Here is a 14,198-nt window from a genome sequence, read left to right on the forward strand (position 1 = left end):
GCCAGCACAATACCGCGCGAGTTATGCTCAGGACAACTGCATAGCGGAATGAAAAATAATGGAAACACCTGCCCTGCCTCGCCGCCTCGCCCTCATGGCGGGATGTAATCAGCTTATCAACTGGGGGATCTCGTTTTATATGCCCGGCACCTTTGCGCTGGCCATTGTAGCCGACCGGGGATGGTCATCACCGCAGATTTACCTCGGCCTGACGCTGGCGATGCTGGTGATGGCGGCGGTTTCTCCGTTTGTCGCCCGCCTGCTGGCACGCTTTGGCGGTCAGACGGTGGTGATGAGCGGCACGTTGCTGATCGCCGCAAGCTGCGCAGGGATGGCGTATACCCAGACGCTTTTTGGCTGGTACTGCGCCTGGCTACTGTGCGGCGTCGGGATGCGCCTGTCGCTCTACGACGCGCTGTTCGCCGCGCTGGTGAACCTCTACGGGCAGCAGGCGCGAAGAACGATCTCACGCGTCACGCTGGCGGGCGGGCTGGCCTCCGCCGTTTTCTGGCCGCTGGGCGATACCCTGCTTCAGGTCATGAGCTGGCAGGAGGCGCTGCGCGTCTACGCTCTCTTCGGCCTGCTGAGCGCGATGCTGATTCGAACGCTTCCCCGGCAAAGGCTGACGGTGACGACAAAGGTCACCGCGCCACCGCTGAACAACGAGCGGCGCAACGGCTGGCTTTATGCCGCCTTCATTGCCCTCATCACCTTTGTCTCTAACGGCACGTCCACCCATCTGCCGGAGTTTATTGCCCACTTCGGCCTGCCGGTCGCCATCGGCATGCTGTGGGGGATCGGCCAGACCGGCGCCCGCTCGCTGGAAGTGCTGGCGGGTGCCCGCTTAACCCCCTTCAAACTCACGCTTTTTAGCGCGCTCGCCATGCCGCTCTGCTTTCTACTGGGGATGAGCAGCGCCCTGTTTGCGTGGTGCGCGGCCGGGTTTGTGCTGGGCTATGGCGCCATCAACGGGCTGGTCACCATCGTGAAAGCCACCCTGCCGCTGGAGCTGTTTAGCACCGAAAGCTATGCCCGCCGTACGGGCATGCTGCTGATCCCCGGCCAGCTGATGGCGGCAGCCTCACCGTTTGCCTATGCGTGGCTGAATAAAACGCTGGGGATCGCGGGTGCAATGTGGGTTTCAACGGGGCTGACGCTGGTAATTGCCGGGCTGGCGATAGCGATTGTGCGCCGTCCACGCAGGCAAACTGTATCGCACTGTATCCAGAGCGCCACGCTGACAAACGGGTACAAAACTCCGCCTCCGGCAAATATCTCCGATACATAAAAATGGTTTTCTTTCCCTGTCGCCATTCAGAACCGATGAGGAGAGAGACCGATGATCCGTCGTTATGCACTTATCCCCCTGCTTGTCCTGGCATCTGTAGCCCATGCCCAGGGCACACCGCTGGACAACCTGAGCGCCGAGGACGTTAACGGCCCCGCCGCCGTTGCGCCGCTGGCGCAGCCGCAGCCGCCCGCAAAGCTGATAGTCGATCCGCCCCTTGCCGGGCCGCTGAGCAAAGGCGCGGTGTTTATTCAGTACCGCGCCGAAAACCTGCGCATCGAGCCGGTATTCGGCCCCGACGCGCTCAAGGTCACCCCGCGCATCGGGCACATTCACGTGGTGGTGGATGACGCGCCGTGGCACTGGGCTGACGCCAGCGGAGAGCCGGTGATTCTGGTGGGACTCCCCGCCGGTAAACACAAGGTGACCATTTTTCTGGCCGACCCGACGCACAAGCCGCTCGACCACAAAACCGTTGAATTCACCGTTCCGCCCCACGCGGCGGTCCACCATTTTTAAGAACCCGTCAGTTGAGCAGACGTAGCGGATCCGGTGAGCACAATTTTGCCCGGCGGCGCTGCGCTTGCACGGGCCTACGGTTTCGTAGGCCGGGTAAGCGCAGCGCCACCCGGCAAATAAAACTGCTTCAGCCCTCGCTGTCCGCGGGATAATCCCGATTAATCCACGCGTGGTCCTCTTCCCAGGTGAACATCCATTTGCGCACCGGGCCGGCCATCACGTTGAGGTAGTAGCTGTCATACCCGGCCATCGTCGCGACCGGGTGGTAGCCCTTCGGCACCATCACCACGTCACGGTTATAGACCGCCATACACTCATCCAGCGTTCTGTCGTCGGTGTAAACGCGCTGCATGCAGAACCCCTGCTCCGGGTTGAGGCGATGGTAGTAGGTCTCCTCCAGGTAGGTTTCCTGCGGCGGGTTATCCGTATCGTGCTTGTGGCTCGGGTACGAACTGGTGCAGCCCTCATTGGTCCACACCTCCACCACCAGCAGGCTGTCGGCGGGCTTGTCTTCCGGCAGAATGTTGTGCACGTAGCGCTGGTTGTGCCCCTTGCCGCGCGCCTCGCCGTCGATATCCTGCGGGGCAATCAGCCGCGTCGGATGCGTGCCTTTGCCCGGCGCGGCGCAGACCGCCAGCTCCAGCGTCGTCAGCGCCTTCACCTGCACCGTCTCCTGCGGGGCGACGTAAACCGCCCACGGCTTGATGCGCTCGAAGGGGCTCATCCGCTCGCCGATGTCGTTAAACTGCGCGGAAGGCGTGCGGATAGAGGCGCGCCCGGCAACCAGCACCAGGCAGCGCTCTTCGCTGACGGCGGGCAGCGTCAGCGTCTGCCCCTCCTGCAGCTCATACGCCGCAAAGCCGACGTAGCCCCACCCCGCGCGTTCCGGCGTGACGGACTGGGTGCGCCCCTCCGCGTTCGGCTGTTGCCAGCGTGATAACAGACGTGACATGTTCCCTCCTCAAATCAGCCCGGCGTCGCGGGCCAGACGGCTCAGGTTGTTATAGCCCAGACGGGCATAGGTCAGGGGATGGGCTATCGCCGGATCCTGCTCCGCCTCGACCACCAGCCAGCCGTGATAATCCTGCGCCTTCAGCAGCCGCATAATCGGCGGGTAATTGACGCAGCCGTCGCCCGGCACGGTAAACACGCCGCTCAGCACCGCATCGAGGAAGCTGGTTTTGCGGTTTTTCACGTCCGCCAGCACGTCGGCACGCACGTCTTTACAGTGAACGTGGTTGATGCGCGACGCCCAGCGCTGCGCCACCGCCAGCGGATCGGCCCCGGCAAAGGTCAGATGGCCGGTATCCAGCAGCAATCCAACCGCCTCCCCGGTGTGGATCATCAGGTTGTCCACGTCCTCGGCGGACTCAATCACCGTGCCCATATGGTGATGGTAGGCAATCTGCACGCCCTGCTGCTGGGTGTAGCGGGCAAATTCGGTGAGCTTCTCGCCGTACTCTTTCCAGCGCGTCTGCGGGAAGCGCGGGCGCAGATGCACCGGGGTCTGCTGCTCGCCGTGAATGCAGCCGCTCACTTCCGCAAACACCAGCACCTTCGCCCCCAGCTCGCGCAGCAGCGTCAGGTGCGACTGCACGGCGGCGATCTCCTCCTCCACGCTGCGCTCCAGCAGGCGGCCGGAGTACCAGCCTGAGACCAGCTGCAGGTCGTGGCGCTGCAGGATGGGGCCGAGCAGGCGCGCTTCGCGCGGAAATTTATTGCCCAGCTCGAAGCCGGCAAAACCGGCCTCTTTCCCTTCGCTCAGACAGGTCTCCAGCGAGGTCTCCGCGCCGAGAGAAGGCAGATCGTCGTTCGTCCACGTCAGCGGGTTAATGCCCAGTTGTACACTCATTGTCCTCTCCATTATGCGTGTCCGCGCTCGCGCCACCAGGCGATAAGCTGCAGGTAGTTGTCCCGGATGCGCGCCACCAGCTGCGCATCGTCAATATCGTGCTTCAGCCACGCGCGGGAGGCATCGCCAAACAGCGTGCGCCCTACGGCGAAGCCTTTTACCAGCGTCTGCCCCGCTGCGGCTTTGAAGTCGGCGCGCAGCTGTTCCGCCGGAGCGTCCAGGCCGAGGATCACCACCCCGCGGCAGTGCGGGTCCCGACGCTCGATAATCTCGCTCAGCGCCGTCCAGCCGTCGGCCGAGAGCGGCGGCAGCTTCCACCAGTCCGGGTAAATACCCAGGTTGTAGAAGCGGGAGATGGCGCGCAGGTAGAGCTCGTCGCTGCGCGGCATGCTGGCGGGCAGGATCACCTCCAGCAGCAGCTCGTGCCCGGACCGGCAGCAGGCGTGGTACACCTCGGCGATTTTCTGCTCCTGCTCCAGGCGCAGGCCGTGGGCATCTTCCGGGTGGAAGAAGACCAGGCACTTCACCACGTGCTCCTGCGGCCAGCTGATGAGCTGGGTGCCGATGTTGCCGTGCTCCATCTCCAGCGGCCGCGAGCCCGGCAGCTCGATGGGGCGGCCAATCCACCACCCTTCCCCGGTGATGGCGTTCAACGCGTCCTGACCAAAGGTGCCGTCGCACAGCAGGCCGGCTTTACCTTCCAGCCTGGCGCGGCTCGCCGCCTCGCGGCTGGCCTGCAGGATCAGCTGCTTCAGCGCCGGAATGCGCTTAAGCGACGCGCCGCACTGCATCGCCATATCCTCAAGCTGGCTGCGGTGGTCGAAGGCCATTACGCACAGCTCCGGCCACTCGCGGCGGCGGGTGGTCACCCGGTGTAGATGGTTAAGATGCGGGTCAAGATCCGGGCGCGGCACATTCGCGGCGCGGGAGAGATAATCATCCAGCTCGATTTTGCTCGGCATCGCCGGGGCGCAGCCGTGGCGCGAGACCACCAGCGCGCCGCAGGCGTTGGCGTAGCGGCACGCCTGCTCCCAGCCCTCGTCGTTCAGGTAGCCGCGCAGCAGGCCGGACATAAACGCGTCCCCCGCGCCGAGGACGTTCAGCACCTCCACGCGCACGCCGGTCACCGTCAGACCATCGTCCAGCCGTAGCGGAATGGCGTCGGTGTAGACCGAGCAGCCGAGCGCGCCGCGTTTGCAGACCAGCGCTGCTTCACTGACGGCGCGCACCTGCCCCAGCGCCTGCAGGGTATCCGTGCTGCCGCCCGCAATGTGAAACTCCTCCTCGGTGCCGACAATAACGTCGAAGAGGTGCAGTACCTCCTGCAGCTCGCGGGTGACCTTATCGGCGGCGATAAAGCGCGTTTCCCCGTCGCCTAAGGCGGTCAACCCCCACAGCACCGGGCGGTAGTCGATGTCCAGCACCGTGCGCACGCCGTGACGGCGGGCATAGCCCAGCGCCGTCAGCACCGCCTCGCGGGTCTGCGGATGAGAAAGGTGGGTCCCGGTGATGGCAAGACAACGTGCGGAGGCAATGTAGCGTTCGTCCACATCGCTGGCGGTAATCGCCATGTCCGCGCAGTTATCGCGATAAAAAATCAGTGGAAAGGTGTCCCGGTCTTTAATGCCGAGCAGCACCAGCGCCGTAAGGCGTTGTTTATCGGTAATCAGATGGCTGGTATCGCAGCCCACCTGGTTGAGCTCTTCCCGCAGGAAGCGGCCCATATGTTCATCGCCAACGCGCGACAGCATCGACGAACGTAAACCCTGACGCGCGGTGCCGTACGCCACGTTGCCGGACGACCCGCCGAGATATTTGGCGAAGCTCGACGCGTCCTCCAGACGGGCACCAATCTGCTGACTGTAGAGGTCTACCGCCACGCGGCCCATGCATATCACATCAAACTGCTTTTCCACGTTGATACCTCTTCAGACAATGTCGTTCACGTTCAGCCAGCGGCCTTCCCGGTGCGAGAGCGCGATCGCGTCCAGCACGCGCGACACCTTCCAGCCCTCTTCGAAGTCCGGCCACATCGGCGCGTCGGCGGCAATCCCGTCCACCAGGTCGCGCACCTCCACCGTTTTTTGATCGTTAAAGCCGATCCCGTGTCCCGCGCCCATGCAGAACGCGGCGTAGTCCGGGTGCGCCGGGCCGACGAGCAGCGTGCGGAACCCCTGACGGTTCACCGGATCGTCATGCAGATAGAGCTTCAGCTCGGCCATGCGCTCCTGGGTGAAGCTGATGGCGCCTTTCGTCCCGGTGATGACGTACGACAGCCCCATCTTGCGGCCGCAGGCAACGCGGGAAGTTTCAATCACGCCCTGCGCCCCGCCCGCGAAGCGCACCATCGCGTGGGCCTGATCCTCGTTTTCGACGGCAATCATCCCTGACGAGCCGGCCTTCGCCGGGCGTTCCGGGACCACGATCTTCAGGTCGCCGCAAACCTGCTCGATATCCCCCACCAGGTACTGGGCCATATTGACGATGTGCGCCGCGAGGTCGCCCAGCGCGCCCAGCCCGGCGGTCTCTTTAAAGCAGTGCCAGTGAATGGGCGACAGCGGGTCGGCCATATAGTCTTCGTTGTGGGTGCCGTAGAAGTGGATCACCTCGCCAATCTCGCCGCGGGCGATAATCTCCTTCGCCAGCTGCGCCGTCGGGTTCTTCATGTAGTTGAACCCCACCAGCGTTTTCACCCCGGCCCGCTTCGCGGCGTCGACCATCTCGCGCGCGTCGTGGGCGTTAAGCGCCAGCGGCTTCTCCGAGTAGACGTGCTTGCCGTGGCGGATCGCCTCCAGCGCCATCTCTTTATGCAGATGGTTGGGTGAACAAATATCCACCACGTCAATGGCCGGGTCGGCCACCAGCGCACGCCAGTCCCCGGTGGAGCGGTTGAAGCCAAACGCCTGCGCGCGCGCTGCCGCCAGCTCCGGCGTGACTTCCGCCACCATCTCGCGCACCAGCCTGCCGCGCAGGTTGAACACCGTCGGGGCCTGGGCATAGGCGATAGCGTGCGCCTTGCCGATATACCCGGTGCCGATTAATCCAATACGAACCTCTTTCATCGTGATCCTCACAGTGCGCCGCGACGGCTTTTGGCATAGGTATCGAATGCCACCGCCAGAACGATAATTAATCCGGTGATAATCTGCTGGTAGTAGGCCGAGACGTTCATCAGCACCAGGCCGTTAATCAGAATGCCCATGATGATGGAGCCGATAATGGTGCCGCCGATGCGCCCGTAGCCGCCCATCAGCGAGGTGCCGCCAATCACCACCGAGGCGATGACGCGCAGTTCAAAGGAGATCCCGGCCACCGCCTCGGCGCTTCCCAGACGCGCGCTCAGAATGAAGCCCGCCAGCCCCGCCAGACAGCCGATCAGCACGTAGACGCTGACCAGCACGCGCTTGACGTTGACCCCCGCCAGGCGCGCCGCCTCCGGGTTGCCGCCGATGGCGTAGACGAAGCGGCCCCAGCGGGTTTTATGCAGCGCCAGATAACCGCCGACGGCGACGATGGCGAAGATCCAGATCGGAATAGAGATGCCGATCAGCTCCCCGCGTCCCCACCAACGGTAGCCAGGGTCGAAACCGGCGATCGGCGCACCGTCGTTAATCACCAGCGTCAGGCCGCGCCAGATGGTCATCCCGCCGAGGGTGACGATAAACGGCGGCAGGCGCAGGCGGGTGACGCCCAGACCGTGCAGGAAGCCAATCGCCGTGCCCATGGCCAGACAAATCCCCAGCCCGATTAGCCAGCTCATGCCGCCCCAGGCGTTCGGGTCGACGGTAGTGAAGTTGTCGCCCTTGATTACGTATGCCGCGGTCATGGCGCACACCGCCAGAATGGAGCCCACGGAGAGGTCGATCCCGGCGGTGAGAATGACGAAGGTCATCCCCACGGCCATGATCCCGTAGATGGACACTTCGGTCAGGATGTTGAAAATATTGCGTTCAGAGAAAAAGTTGCTGTTCTGCGACTGGAAGAAGATCAGCAGCAGGATCATGAAAATCAGCACCCCGAAGCGCTCGAAGAAGGCGATGGGATCGATGCGTCCGGCGCGTTTGACCGGGGCCTGCGTTTTAGAAATCATCTGCGTCATGAGAAACTCCGTTATGCCGCGTTCAGGGCGTTGTGGTTGATGGCCATCATCGTCATCAGCCGTTCTTCGTTAGCGTCGTCACCGTGGATCACGCCGGTCACCCGGCCTTCGCTGAGGGTGATGATCCGGTCAGACACCGCCATCACTTCAGGCAGATCGGAGGAGATCACGATCACCGCCACGCCCTTTTTCGCCATGTCAAACAGCACCTGGTGCACTTCCGATTTGGTCCCCACGTCGATGCCGCGCGTCGGCTCATCAACGATCAGCACCCGCGGGTTGAGCGCCATGCAGCGCGCGAGGATCACTTTTTGCTGGTTGCCGCCGGAGAGTTTGCGCACCTCCTGCGCGCTGTTGACCATTTTGATCTGCAGCGCCTGGCGGTAGGACTCAATCAGATCGTCCTCTTTGCGGGTGTTCACAAACCAGCGCCACTGCAGCAGCGAGGAGAGGCAGGAGAGCGACAGGTTGTCGCGAATCGACAGCCCCAGCACCGCCCCCTCTTTTTTGCGATCTTCCGGCACCAGCGCCACGCCCTGATCGAGGGCATAAAGCGGGTCGCGCGGCTGGTACGGCACGCCGTCCAGCTCAAAGCTCCCCGAGGTAAAGGCATCTGCGCCAAACAGGCAGCGGGCTACTTCGGTACGTCCCGCACCCACCAGCCCGGCAATACCCAGAACTTCCCCGGCGTGGACGTGGAAGCTGATGTCGTGCAGGGCGATGCCGTGCGGATCCAGCGGCGGCTTTTCGCGGCTCAGCCCCTTCACCGCCAGGCGTATGGGTTTATCCTCATGGTGGGTTTCGCTGGCGGGGCGACGGTTAAAGGCCACGTCGCGTCCGACCATCAGGCGGATCAGCTGTTCGACGTTGGTCTCCGCCACCGCGCCGGTGCCGGTGAAACGGCCGTCCTGGAAAACGGTAAAGCGATCGCAGAGCTGGAAAACCTCGTGCAGACGGTGGGTAACGTAAATAATGCTCACGCCGCGGTTTTTAAGCTCGCGCACCACGCGGTGCAGGCTTTCCACCTCGCTGTCGCTCAGCGCGGCGGAGGGTTCGTCCATGATGATTAACCGGGCGTTGAGGGTCAGCGCCCGGGCGATCTCCACCATCTGCTGCTGGGCGACGCTCAGGCGGGCGACCGGCGTGGTCGGCGAAACGTTCAGCTGCAGGTAATCGAGAATGACCTGCGCCTCCTGGTTTACCGCCTTTTCGTCGACGATCAGGTTACGCCTGCGCGGTTCGCGCCCGAGAAACATGTTTTCCGCAACGGTCATGTTGGGCAGCAGGTTGAATTCCTGATAGATGGTGATAATGCCCTTGTTCTGGCGCGCCACCGGGGAGTCGTCCACCGGCAGCGTTTCGCCGTTGAACCAGATATCCCCGCGCGTTTGCGGCTGCGCGCCCGCGAGCGCCTTCAGCAGCGTGGATTTCCCCGCCCCGTTTTCCCCCAGCAGGGCGTGAATTTCTCCGCTGCCGACGGTCAGCTGAGCGCTGCTCAGCGCCCAGACGCCGGAAAAGCTTTTTGCCAGGTCGGTCACTTTCAGTAAGGGTTGCGACATCGGTCTGCTCCTCCTCATGATGAGCCGCCAGAGGCGGCTCGGGACATATCAGTTACCGGCCTCACCGATACGCTCAGCCTGCTGCAGGTTTTCTTTGGTGATCAGCGTCGGCGGGTAGTCGGCCCCGGTGATGGCTTTTTTCTCGCGCACGTTGGCCACCAGCTGGCTCATCGCCGTCTGCACCGCAAAGCCCGGACGCTGATCCGCCGTCACCGCCAGCCAGCCGTCGCGCACGCGGGCCAGCGCTTCCGGCACCGCATCAAACCCGGTCACGAGGATTTCACCCGGCTTCACGCCCTGGCTCTGCAGCGCTTCAATCGCCCCCAGCGCCATATCGTCGTTGGCGGAGAGGATCACCTGCGGGCGCTTCGGCAGCGAAGGCAGCACGCTTTCCACAATGCGCATCCCTTCCGAACGCATCCAGTTCCCGGTCTGATCGGCGACGATCTTGTACTTATCCCCGCCCGCCTTCAGGCTGTCGCGGATCCCTTTGGTGCGTTCAATATTGGAGGAAGAGCCCGGCTGGCCGGTGAGCAGAATGATCTCCGCGCCGTTGGGGAATTTGGTTTTGACGAAGTCGCCAATCGCCTGGCCGCCCTTGTAGTTGTTGGCGCCAAAGTGCGGCACTTTCTTCTGGCTGTCGACGGAGCGGTCAAGGGTGACCACCGGCAGCTTCGCATCCTGAATTTCATCCACCGCGCTGGAGACCGCGTTGACGTCGTTCGGGGAGACGATAAAGCCCTGCGCCCCCCGGGTGATAGCGTTTTCCAGGTCAGCCACCTGCTTCGGCGAGCTGCCCTGCCCGTCCAGCACCTGAAGCTTCACGCCCATCTCTTTTGCGGCTTTCACCGCCGTGCGCTGCATGTGAACTTCAAACGGCATGGCCAGGTTTGGCGTACTGAAAACAATTTGCTCGTTTTCGGCGAGGGCGGCCCCGGACGTCATGGCGATGAGGGCGGCTACGATCAGTTTTTTCATTATTATGTCTCTCTGTGTAGGGTTGTTGTGTTTAGAGGACGATCTCGCGCTGGCTGCGCAGTGACTCCAGCGCTTTATCCGCAAGGTACAGCGCACGTTCACCATCATCGCCGCTGCAGTCAGGAACCGCTTCGCCGCGCAGGACCGCAACAAAGTGTTCCCATTCCGCGGCGTAAGCGGATTTGTAGCGCTGCAGGAAGAAGTGTTCCGGCAGCGCGCTGGTGCAGCCCTGTTTGCCGTAGTGCTGCACCTGGTTTTCAAGAATATTGCCCGCGCACAGCAGCCCTTCGGAGCCGTGCAGCTCCAGGCGCTGGTCGTAGCCATACGAAGAGCGGCGGCTGTTAACGATGGTTGCCATCGCGCCGGAGGCATATTTCAGAACGATAAACGCGGTATCGATATCCCCCGCCTCGCCAATCGCCGGATCCACCAGGTTGCTGCCCAAGGCATACACCGACACCGGCTCTTCGCCCATGATGAAGCGGGCCATGTCAAAGTCGTGAATGGTCATATCGCGGAACATGCCGCCGGAGACGCGCACGTACTCCGCAGGCGGCGGAGACGGGTCGCGAGAGATGATCAGCAGCGATTCCGGTTTGCCGATGCGCCCGGCCTGCACGTCGGTTTTCACGCGGCGGAACTGCGGGTCAAAGCGGCGGTTGAAGCCGATGAACAGCGGCACGTCATACTCTTTGACCACCTTCAGGCAGTCGCGCACGCGGGCGAGGTCAAGGTGTACCGGCTTTTCGCAGAAGATGGCCTTGCCGTGGCGGGCGGCCATTTCAATCAGATCCGCGTGGGTATCGGTGGCGGAGGCGATCAGTACGGCGTGAACGTTAGGGTCGGTCATCGCCTCATCCACGCTCTGCTGGCGGGCCTGATACTGCGAGGCGAGACGGGTGGCAAATTCCTGATTCGGGTCAACCACGGACCAGAGCGTGGTCGCGCCGTGGCTGGCGATGTTAGCTGCATGTACCTGGCCAATTCGGCCAGCGCCCAGTATAGCAATGTTAAACATAACGGCTCCCGGTGTTGGTGAATGCTGTGAACTAACGACCCTATAAATAAAACATTTATTTCATTTTTATAAATAGTGAAAATTATATTTTTGAGTGTGGGTTAACACTTTTGAGATGAATGAGATAAATTTTGTTATCAATCTCACAACATGGGAGGAAGTACAGAAGCGCCCCTCACCCCGGCCCTCTCCCCAAAGGGGCGAGGGAGAAAAAGCCGCACCGAACCATCCCCTCTCCCCTTTGGGGAGAGGGTTAGGGTGAGGGGAAATGAAATGAAAATTTCGTTACGGCGGGAAAACTTAATACTGCCGGGCTTTTTTCACCTGCGCCTGCGTTTGCTCCGCGGCCTCACGCACGGCAGACGACGCCGCCACCTGCGCATCACCGGTTCGCCACCACGAGGCGTAATCGTGGGTCATGGTCTTCGGCAGCACCTTGATGTCCAGCAGCGTCGGGCCCGGATGCGTCCGTGAGGCCTCAAGCGCCGCCAGCAGGCTTTGCTCATCGTTCACCCGCCACGCGCGGCAGCCGTAGCTTTGTGCGTTTTGCGCAAAGTCGACCTTCACCAGCGGCCCGTCAAGCCGCCCGGTTTCCGGGTTGCGCCGACGGTTTTCCGTGCCAAAGCTGCCCATGCCGTGCCCCATCTGCAGGTTGTTAATGCAGCCGAAGCTGGCGTTATCAAACAGCAGAACGGTGACCTTAATGCCCTCCTGAACGGCGGTTTGCAGCTCGGAGTGCAGCATCATGTAGGAGCCATCCCCCACCATGGCGTACACCGGCTGTTCGGGTCTGGCGAGCTTCGCGCCGATGGCTGCCGCAATCTCGTAGCCCATGCAGGAGTAGCCGTACTCCAGGTGATAGCTGTCCGGCGTTTTGACCTGCCAGAGACGCTGTAAATCCCCCGGCAGCGAACCGGCCGCGCCCACCACGATGGCGTTATCTTCAATATGCTGGTTGATCAGCCCCAGCACCCGCGTCTGGGTCAGGCGGGTGTTGAGCGTCTCGCCGTATTCCGCCAGCTGCGCGTCCAGGTGTCCCGCCACCTCGGGCGCGTCGTCAGGACGCCACTGGCGATCCCACAGGCGGCGGCACTCGTCGCGCCAGGCGGACTTCGCCTCGCCGATCGCCTCTCCCCAGCCGCTGCGATAATCCCCGAGCGCGTGGGTCAAGGCCTGCAGCCCGGTTTGGGCATCGGCAACCAGCGCGGTCGCGTCCAGCTTCAGGGCGTCAAACTCGGCCACGTTCAGCAGCAGAAACTCAACGTCCGGATGGGAAAAGAGCGCCTTGGAGCCGGTGGTAAAGTCGGTCAGGCGCGTGCCGATACCAATCACCAGGTCAGCCTGCGGCGCGAGCTGGTTGGCGGCCATACCGCCCGTTACTCCCACGCCGCCCAGGTTAAGTGGGTGGTCACTTACCAGCGCCCCCTTACCGGCCTGGGTTTCGGCAAACGGCAGCCGCAGCGTCTCGACAAATTCGCGAAACGCCTCATGCGCGCCGGAATAGCGCACGCCGCCGCCGCACACCACCAGCGGACGACGCTTGCGGGCAATCAGCGCCCGCGCCTGCGCCAGACGCTGCGGATCGGGCGGACGACGCTCGATGTGGTGCACGCGACGCGCGAAGAAGCTTAGCGGGTAGTCCCATGCCTCTCCCTGCACGTCCTGCGGCAGGCAAATGGTCACCGCCCCGGTATTCGCGGGGTCAGTAAGCGTTCGCATCGCGCTTAGCATGGCGCTCATCAGCTGCTCGGGGCGGTTAATGCGGTCCCAGTAGCGGGAGACCGGGCGGAAGCAGTCGTTGGTGCTGATGCTGAGGTCGTGATACTGCTCGATCTGCTGCAGCACCGGGTCCGGCTGGCGGCTGGCGTAGATATCGCCCGGCAGCAATAGCAGCGGAATGCGGTTCGCCGTGGCGGTGGCCGCGGCGGTCACCATATTGGCGGCGCCCGGCCCGACGGAGGAGGTGACGGCAAAAATGCGCTGACGACGGTGCTGTTTGGCGAATCCCGTCGCCATGTGGGCGATACCCTGCTCGTTACACCCCTGCATGATGTGCAGATGACCGGGGTCCTGCTCCAGCGCCTGGCCGATACCCAGCACGTTGCCGTGACCAAAAATGGTGGCGACGCCCTCCACGAAGGGCGTTTCGTTGCCGTCCACGCTGACGTACTGTTGATTAAGGAACCGGACCAGCGCCTGGGCCATGGTCATACGTTCGGTTTGCATAAAACCTCCTGTCAGCCCAGCGTTGGCATGGAGAACGCAGCGCCTGTCTCCTGCTGCATTTCTGGCCAGCGCGCGGTGATGGTTTTCATTCGGGTGTAGAAGCGCACGCCGTCGCTGCCGTGGACGTTCAGCGCGCCAAAGATGGAACGCTTCCAGCCGCCGAAGCTGTGGAACGCCATCGGCACCGGGATCGGCACGTTAACGCCCACCATGCCAGCCTGCACCTCTTCGCAGAAGCGGCGCGCGCAGCCGCCGTCGCGGGTGAAGATCGCCGAGCCATTACCATATTCATGGCGGTTAATCAGATCCACCGCGCTGGCGTAATCTGCTACGCGCACCACAGAAAGCACCGGGCCAAAAATCTCTTCTTTATAGATAGTCATCTCCGGGGTGACGTTATCGAACAGCGTCGGCCCGACGAAGTAGCCCTGCTCGTGCCCCTTCACGCTGAAGCCGCGGCCGTCCACGCGAAGGTTCGCCCCCTGCGCTTCCCCGCTGTCGATGTAGCCCAGCACCTTGCTGCGGTGCGCGGAGGAGATAAGCGGCCCCATTTCGTTTTCCGGCGCCTGGTCCAGTCCCGGCCCGACGCGCAGCGCGGCAATCTGTTTTTCCAGCCGGGCGCAGAGGTCATCGGCGGTTTTTTCCCCCCCCCCCGCACC

Annotated in this window: 12 protein-coding genes; 2 read left to right on the top strand and 10 right to left on the bottom strand. The window is 62.9% G+C overall.

The window, feature by feature from the left end:
• Positions 1 to 58: 58 nt before the first annotated feature.
• Both N037_RS22365 and N037_RS22370 read left to right on the top strand, forming a co-directional pair.
• Positions 59 to 1,288, top strand: coding sequence for an MFS transporter (locus tag N037_RS22365; RefSeq protein WP_032643599.1), 1,230 nt, complete (start codon positions 59 to 61; stop codon positions 1,286 to 1,288).
• A gap of 51 nt (positions 1,289 to 1,339) precedes the next feature.
• Positions 1,340 to 1,807 (top strand): DUF6130 family protein, encoded by a 468-nt coding sequence (locus N037_RS22370; RefSeq protein ID WP_032643602.1) that lies wholly within the window; start codon positions 1,340 to 1,342, stop codon positions 1,805 to 1,807.
• Between the two features lie 127 nt (positions 1,808 to 1,934).
• Here N037_RS22370 and iolB read toward each other — a convergent pair whose 3' ends face one another.
• The 10 genes from iolB to N037_RS22420 all read right to left on the bottom strand — a co-directional run.
• Positions 1,935 to 2,759, bottom strand: coding sequence for a 5-deoxy-glucuronate isomerase (gene iolB, locus N037_RS22375; protein WP_032643604.1), 825 nt, complete (start codon positions 2,757 to 2,759; stop codon positions 1,935 to 1,937).
• A 9-nt stretch (positions 2,760 to 2,768) separates the two neighbouring features.
• Positions 2,769 to 3,659, bottom strand: coding sequence for a myo-inosose-2 dehydratase (gene iolE / locus N037_RS22380; protein ID WP_032643608.1), 891 nt, complete (start codon positions 3,657 to 3,659; stop codon positions 2,769 to 2,771).
• Between the two features lie 11 nt (positions 3,660 to 3,670).
• A complete protein-coding gene (locus tag N037_RS22385) occupies positions 3,671 to 5,575 on the bottom strand; it encodes a bifunctional 5-dehydro-2-deoxygluconokinase/5-dehydro-2-deoxyphosphogluconate aldolase (protein WP_032643609.1) in 1,905 nt (634 codons plus the stop codon).
• Positions 5,576 to 5,587: 12 nt separating this feature from the next.
• Positions 5,588 to 6,721, bottom strand: coding sequence for a Gfo/Idh/MocA family protein (locus tag N037_RS22390; protein WP_032643611.1), 1,134 nt, complete (start codon positions 6,719 to 6,721; stop codon positions 5,588 to 5,590).
• Between the two features lie 8 nt (positions 6,722 to 6,729).
• Positions 6,730 to 7,758 carry an ABC transporter permease gene (locus N037_RS22395; protein WP_032643613.1) on the bottom strand — a complete coding sequence of 343 codons (1,029 nt, stop codon included), beginning with the start codon at positions 7,756 to 7,758 and terminating at the stop codon, positions 6,730 to 6,732.
• Between the two features lie 11 nt (positions 7,759 to 7,769).
• Complete coding sequence (locus N037_RS22400) at positions 7,770 to 9,317, bottom strand: sugar ABC transporter ATP-binding protein (RefSeq protein WP_032643615.1); 1,548 nt, start codon at positions 9,315 to 9,317, stop codon at positions 7,770 to 7,772.
• A gap of 48 nt (positions 9,318 to 9,365) precedes the next feature.
• Complete coding sequence (locus tag N037_RS22405; RefSeq protein WP_021241824.1) at positions 9,366 to 10,295, bottom strand: sugar ABC transporter substrate-binding protein; 930 nt, start codon at positions 10,293 to 10,295, stop codon at positions 9,366 to 9,368.
• A 31-nt stretch (positions 10,296 to 10,326) separates the two neighbouring features.
• On the bottom strand, positions 10,327 to 11,313 hold the full coding sequence (gene iolG, locus N037_RS22410) for an inositol 2-dehydrogenase (protein WP_032643618.1): 987 nt from the start codon (positions 11,311 to 11,313) through the stop codon (positions 10,327 to 10,329).
• Between the two features lie 300 nt (positions 11,314 to 11,613).
• On the bottom strand, positions 11,614 to 13,539 hold the full coding sequence (gene iolD / locus N037_RS22415) for a 3D-(3,5/4)-trihydroxycyclohexane-1,2-dione acylhydrolase (decyclizing) (RefSeq protein ID WP_032643620.1): 1,926 nt from the start codon (positions 13,537 to 13,539) through the stop codon (positions 11,614 to 11,616).
• Between the two features lie 11 nt (positions 13,540 to 13,550).
• On the bottom strand, positions 13,551 to 14,198 hold a 648-nt coding region (locus N037_RS22420; protein WP_032643622.1), incomplete at its 5' end, for an aldehyde dehydrogenase family protein.

It is taken from the genome of Enterobacter sp. EGD-HP1, assembly GCF_000733275.2.
Lineage (GTDB): Bacteria > Pseudomonadota > Gammaproteobacteria > Enterobacterales > Enterobacteriaceae > Enterobacter.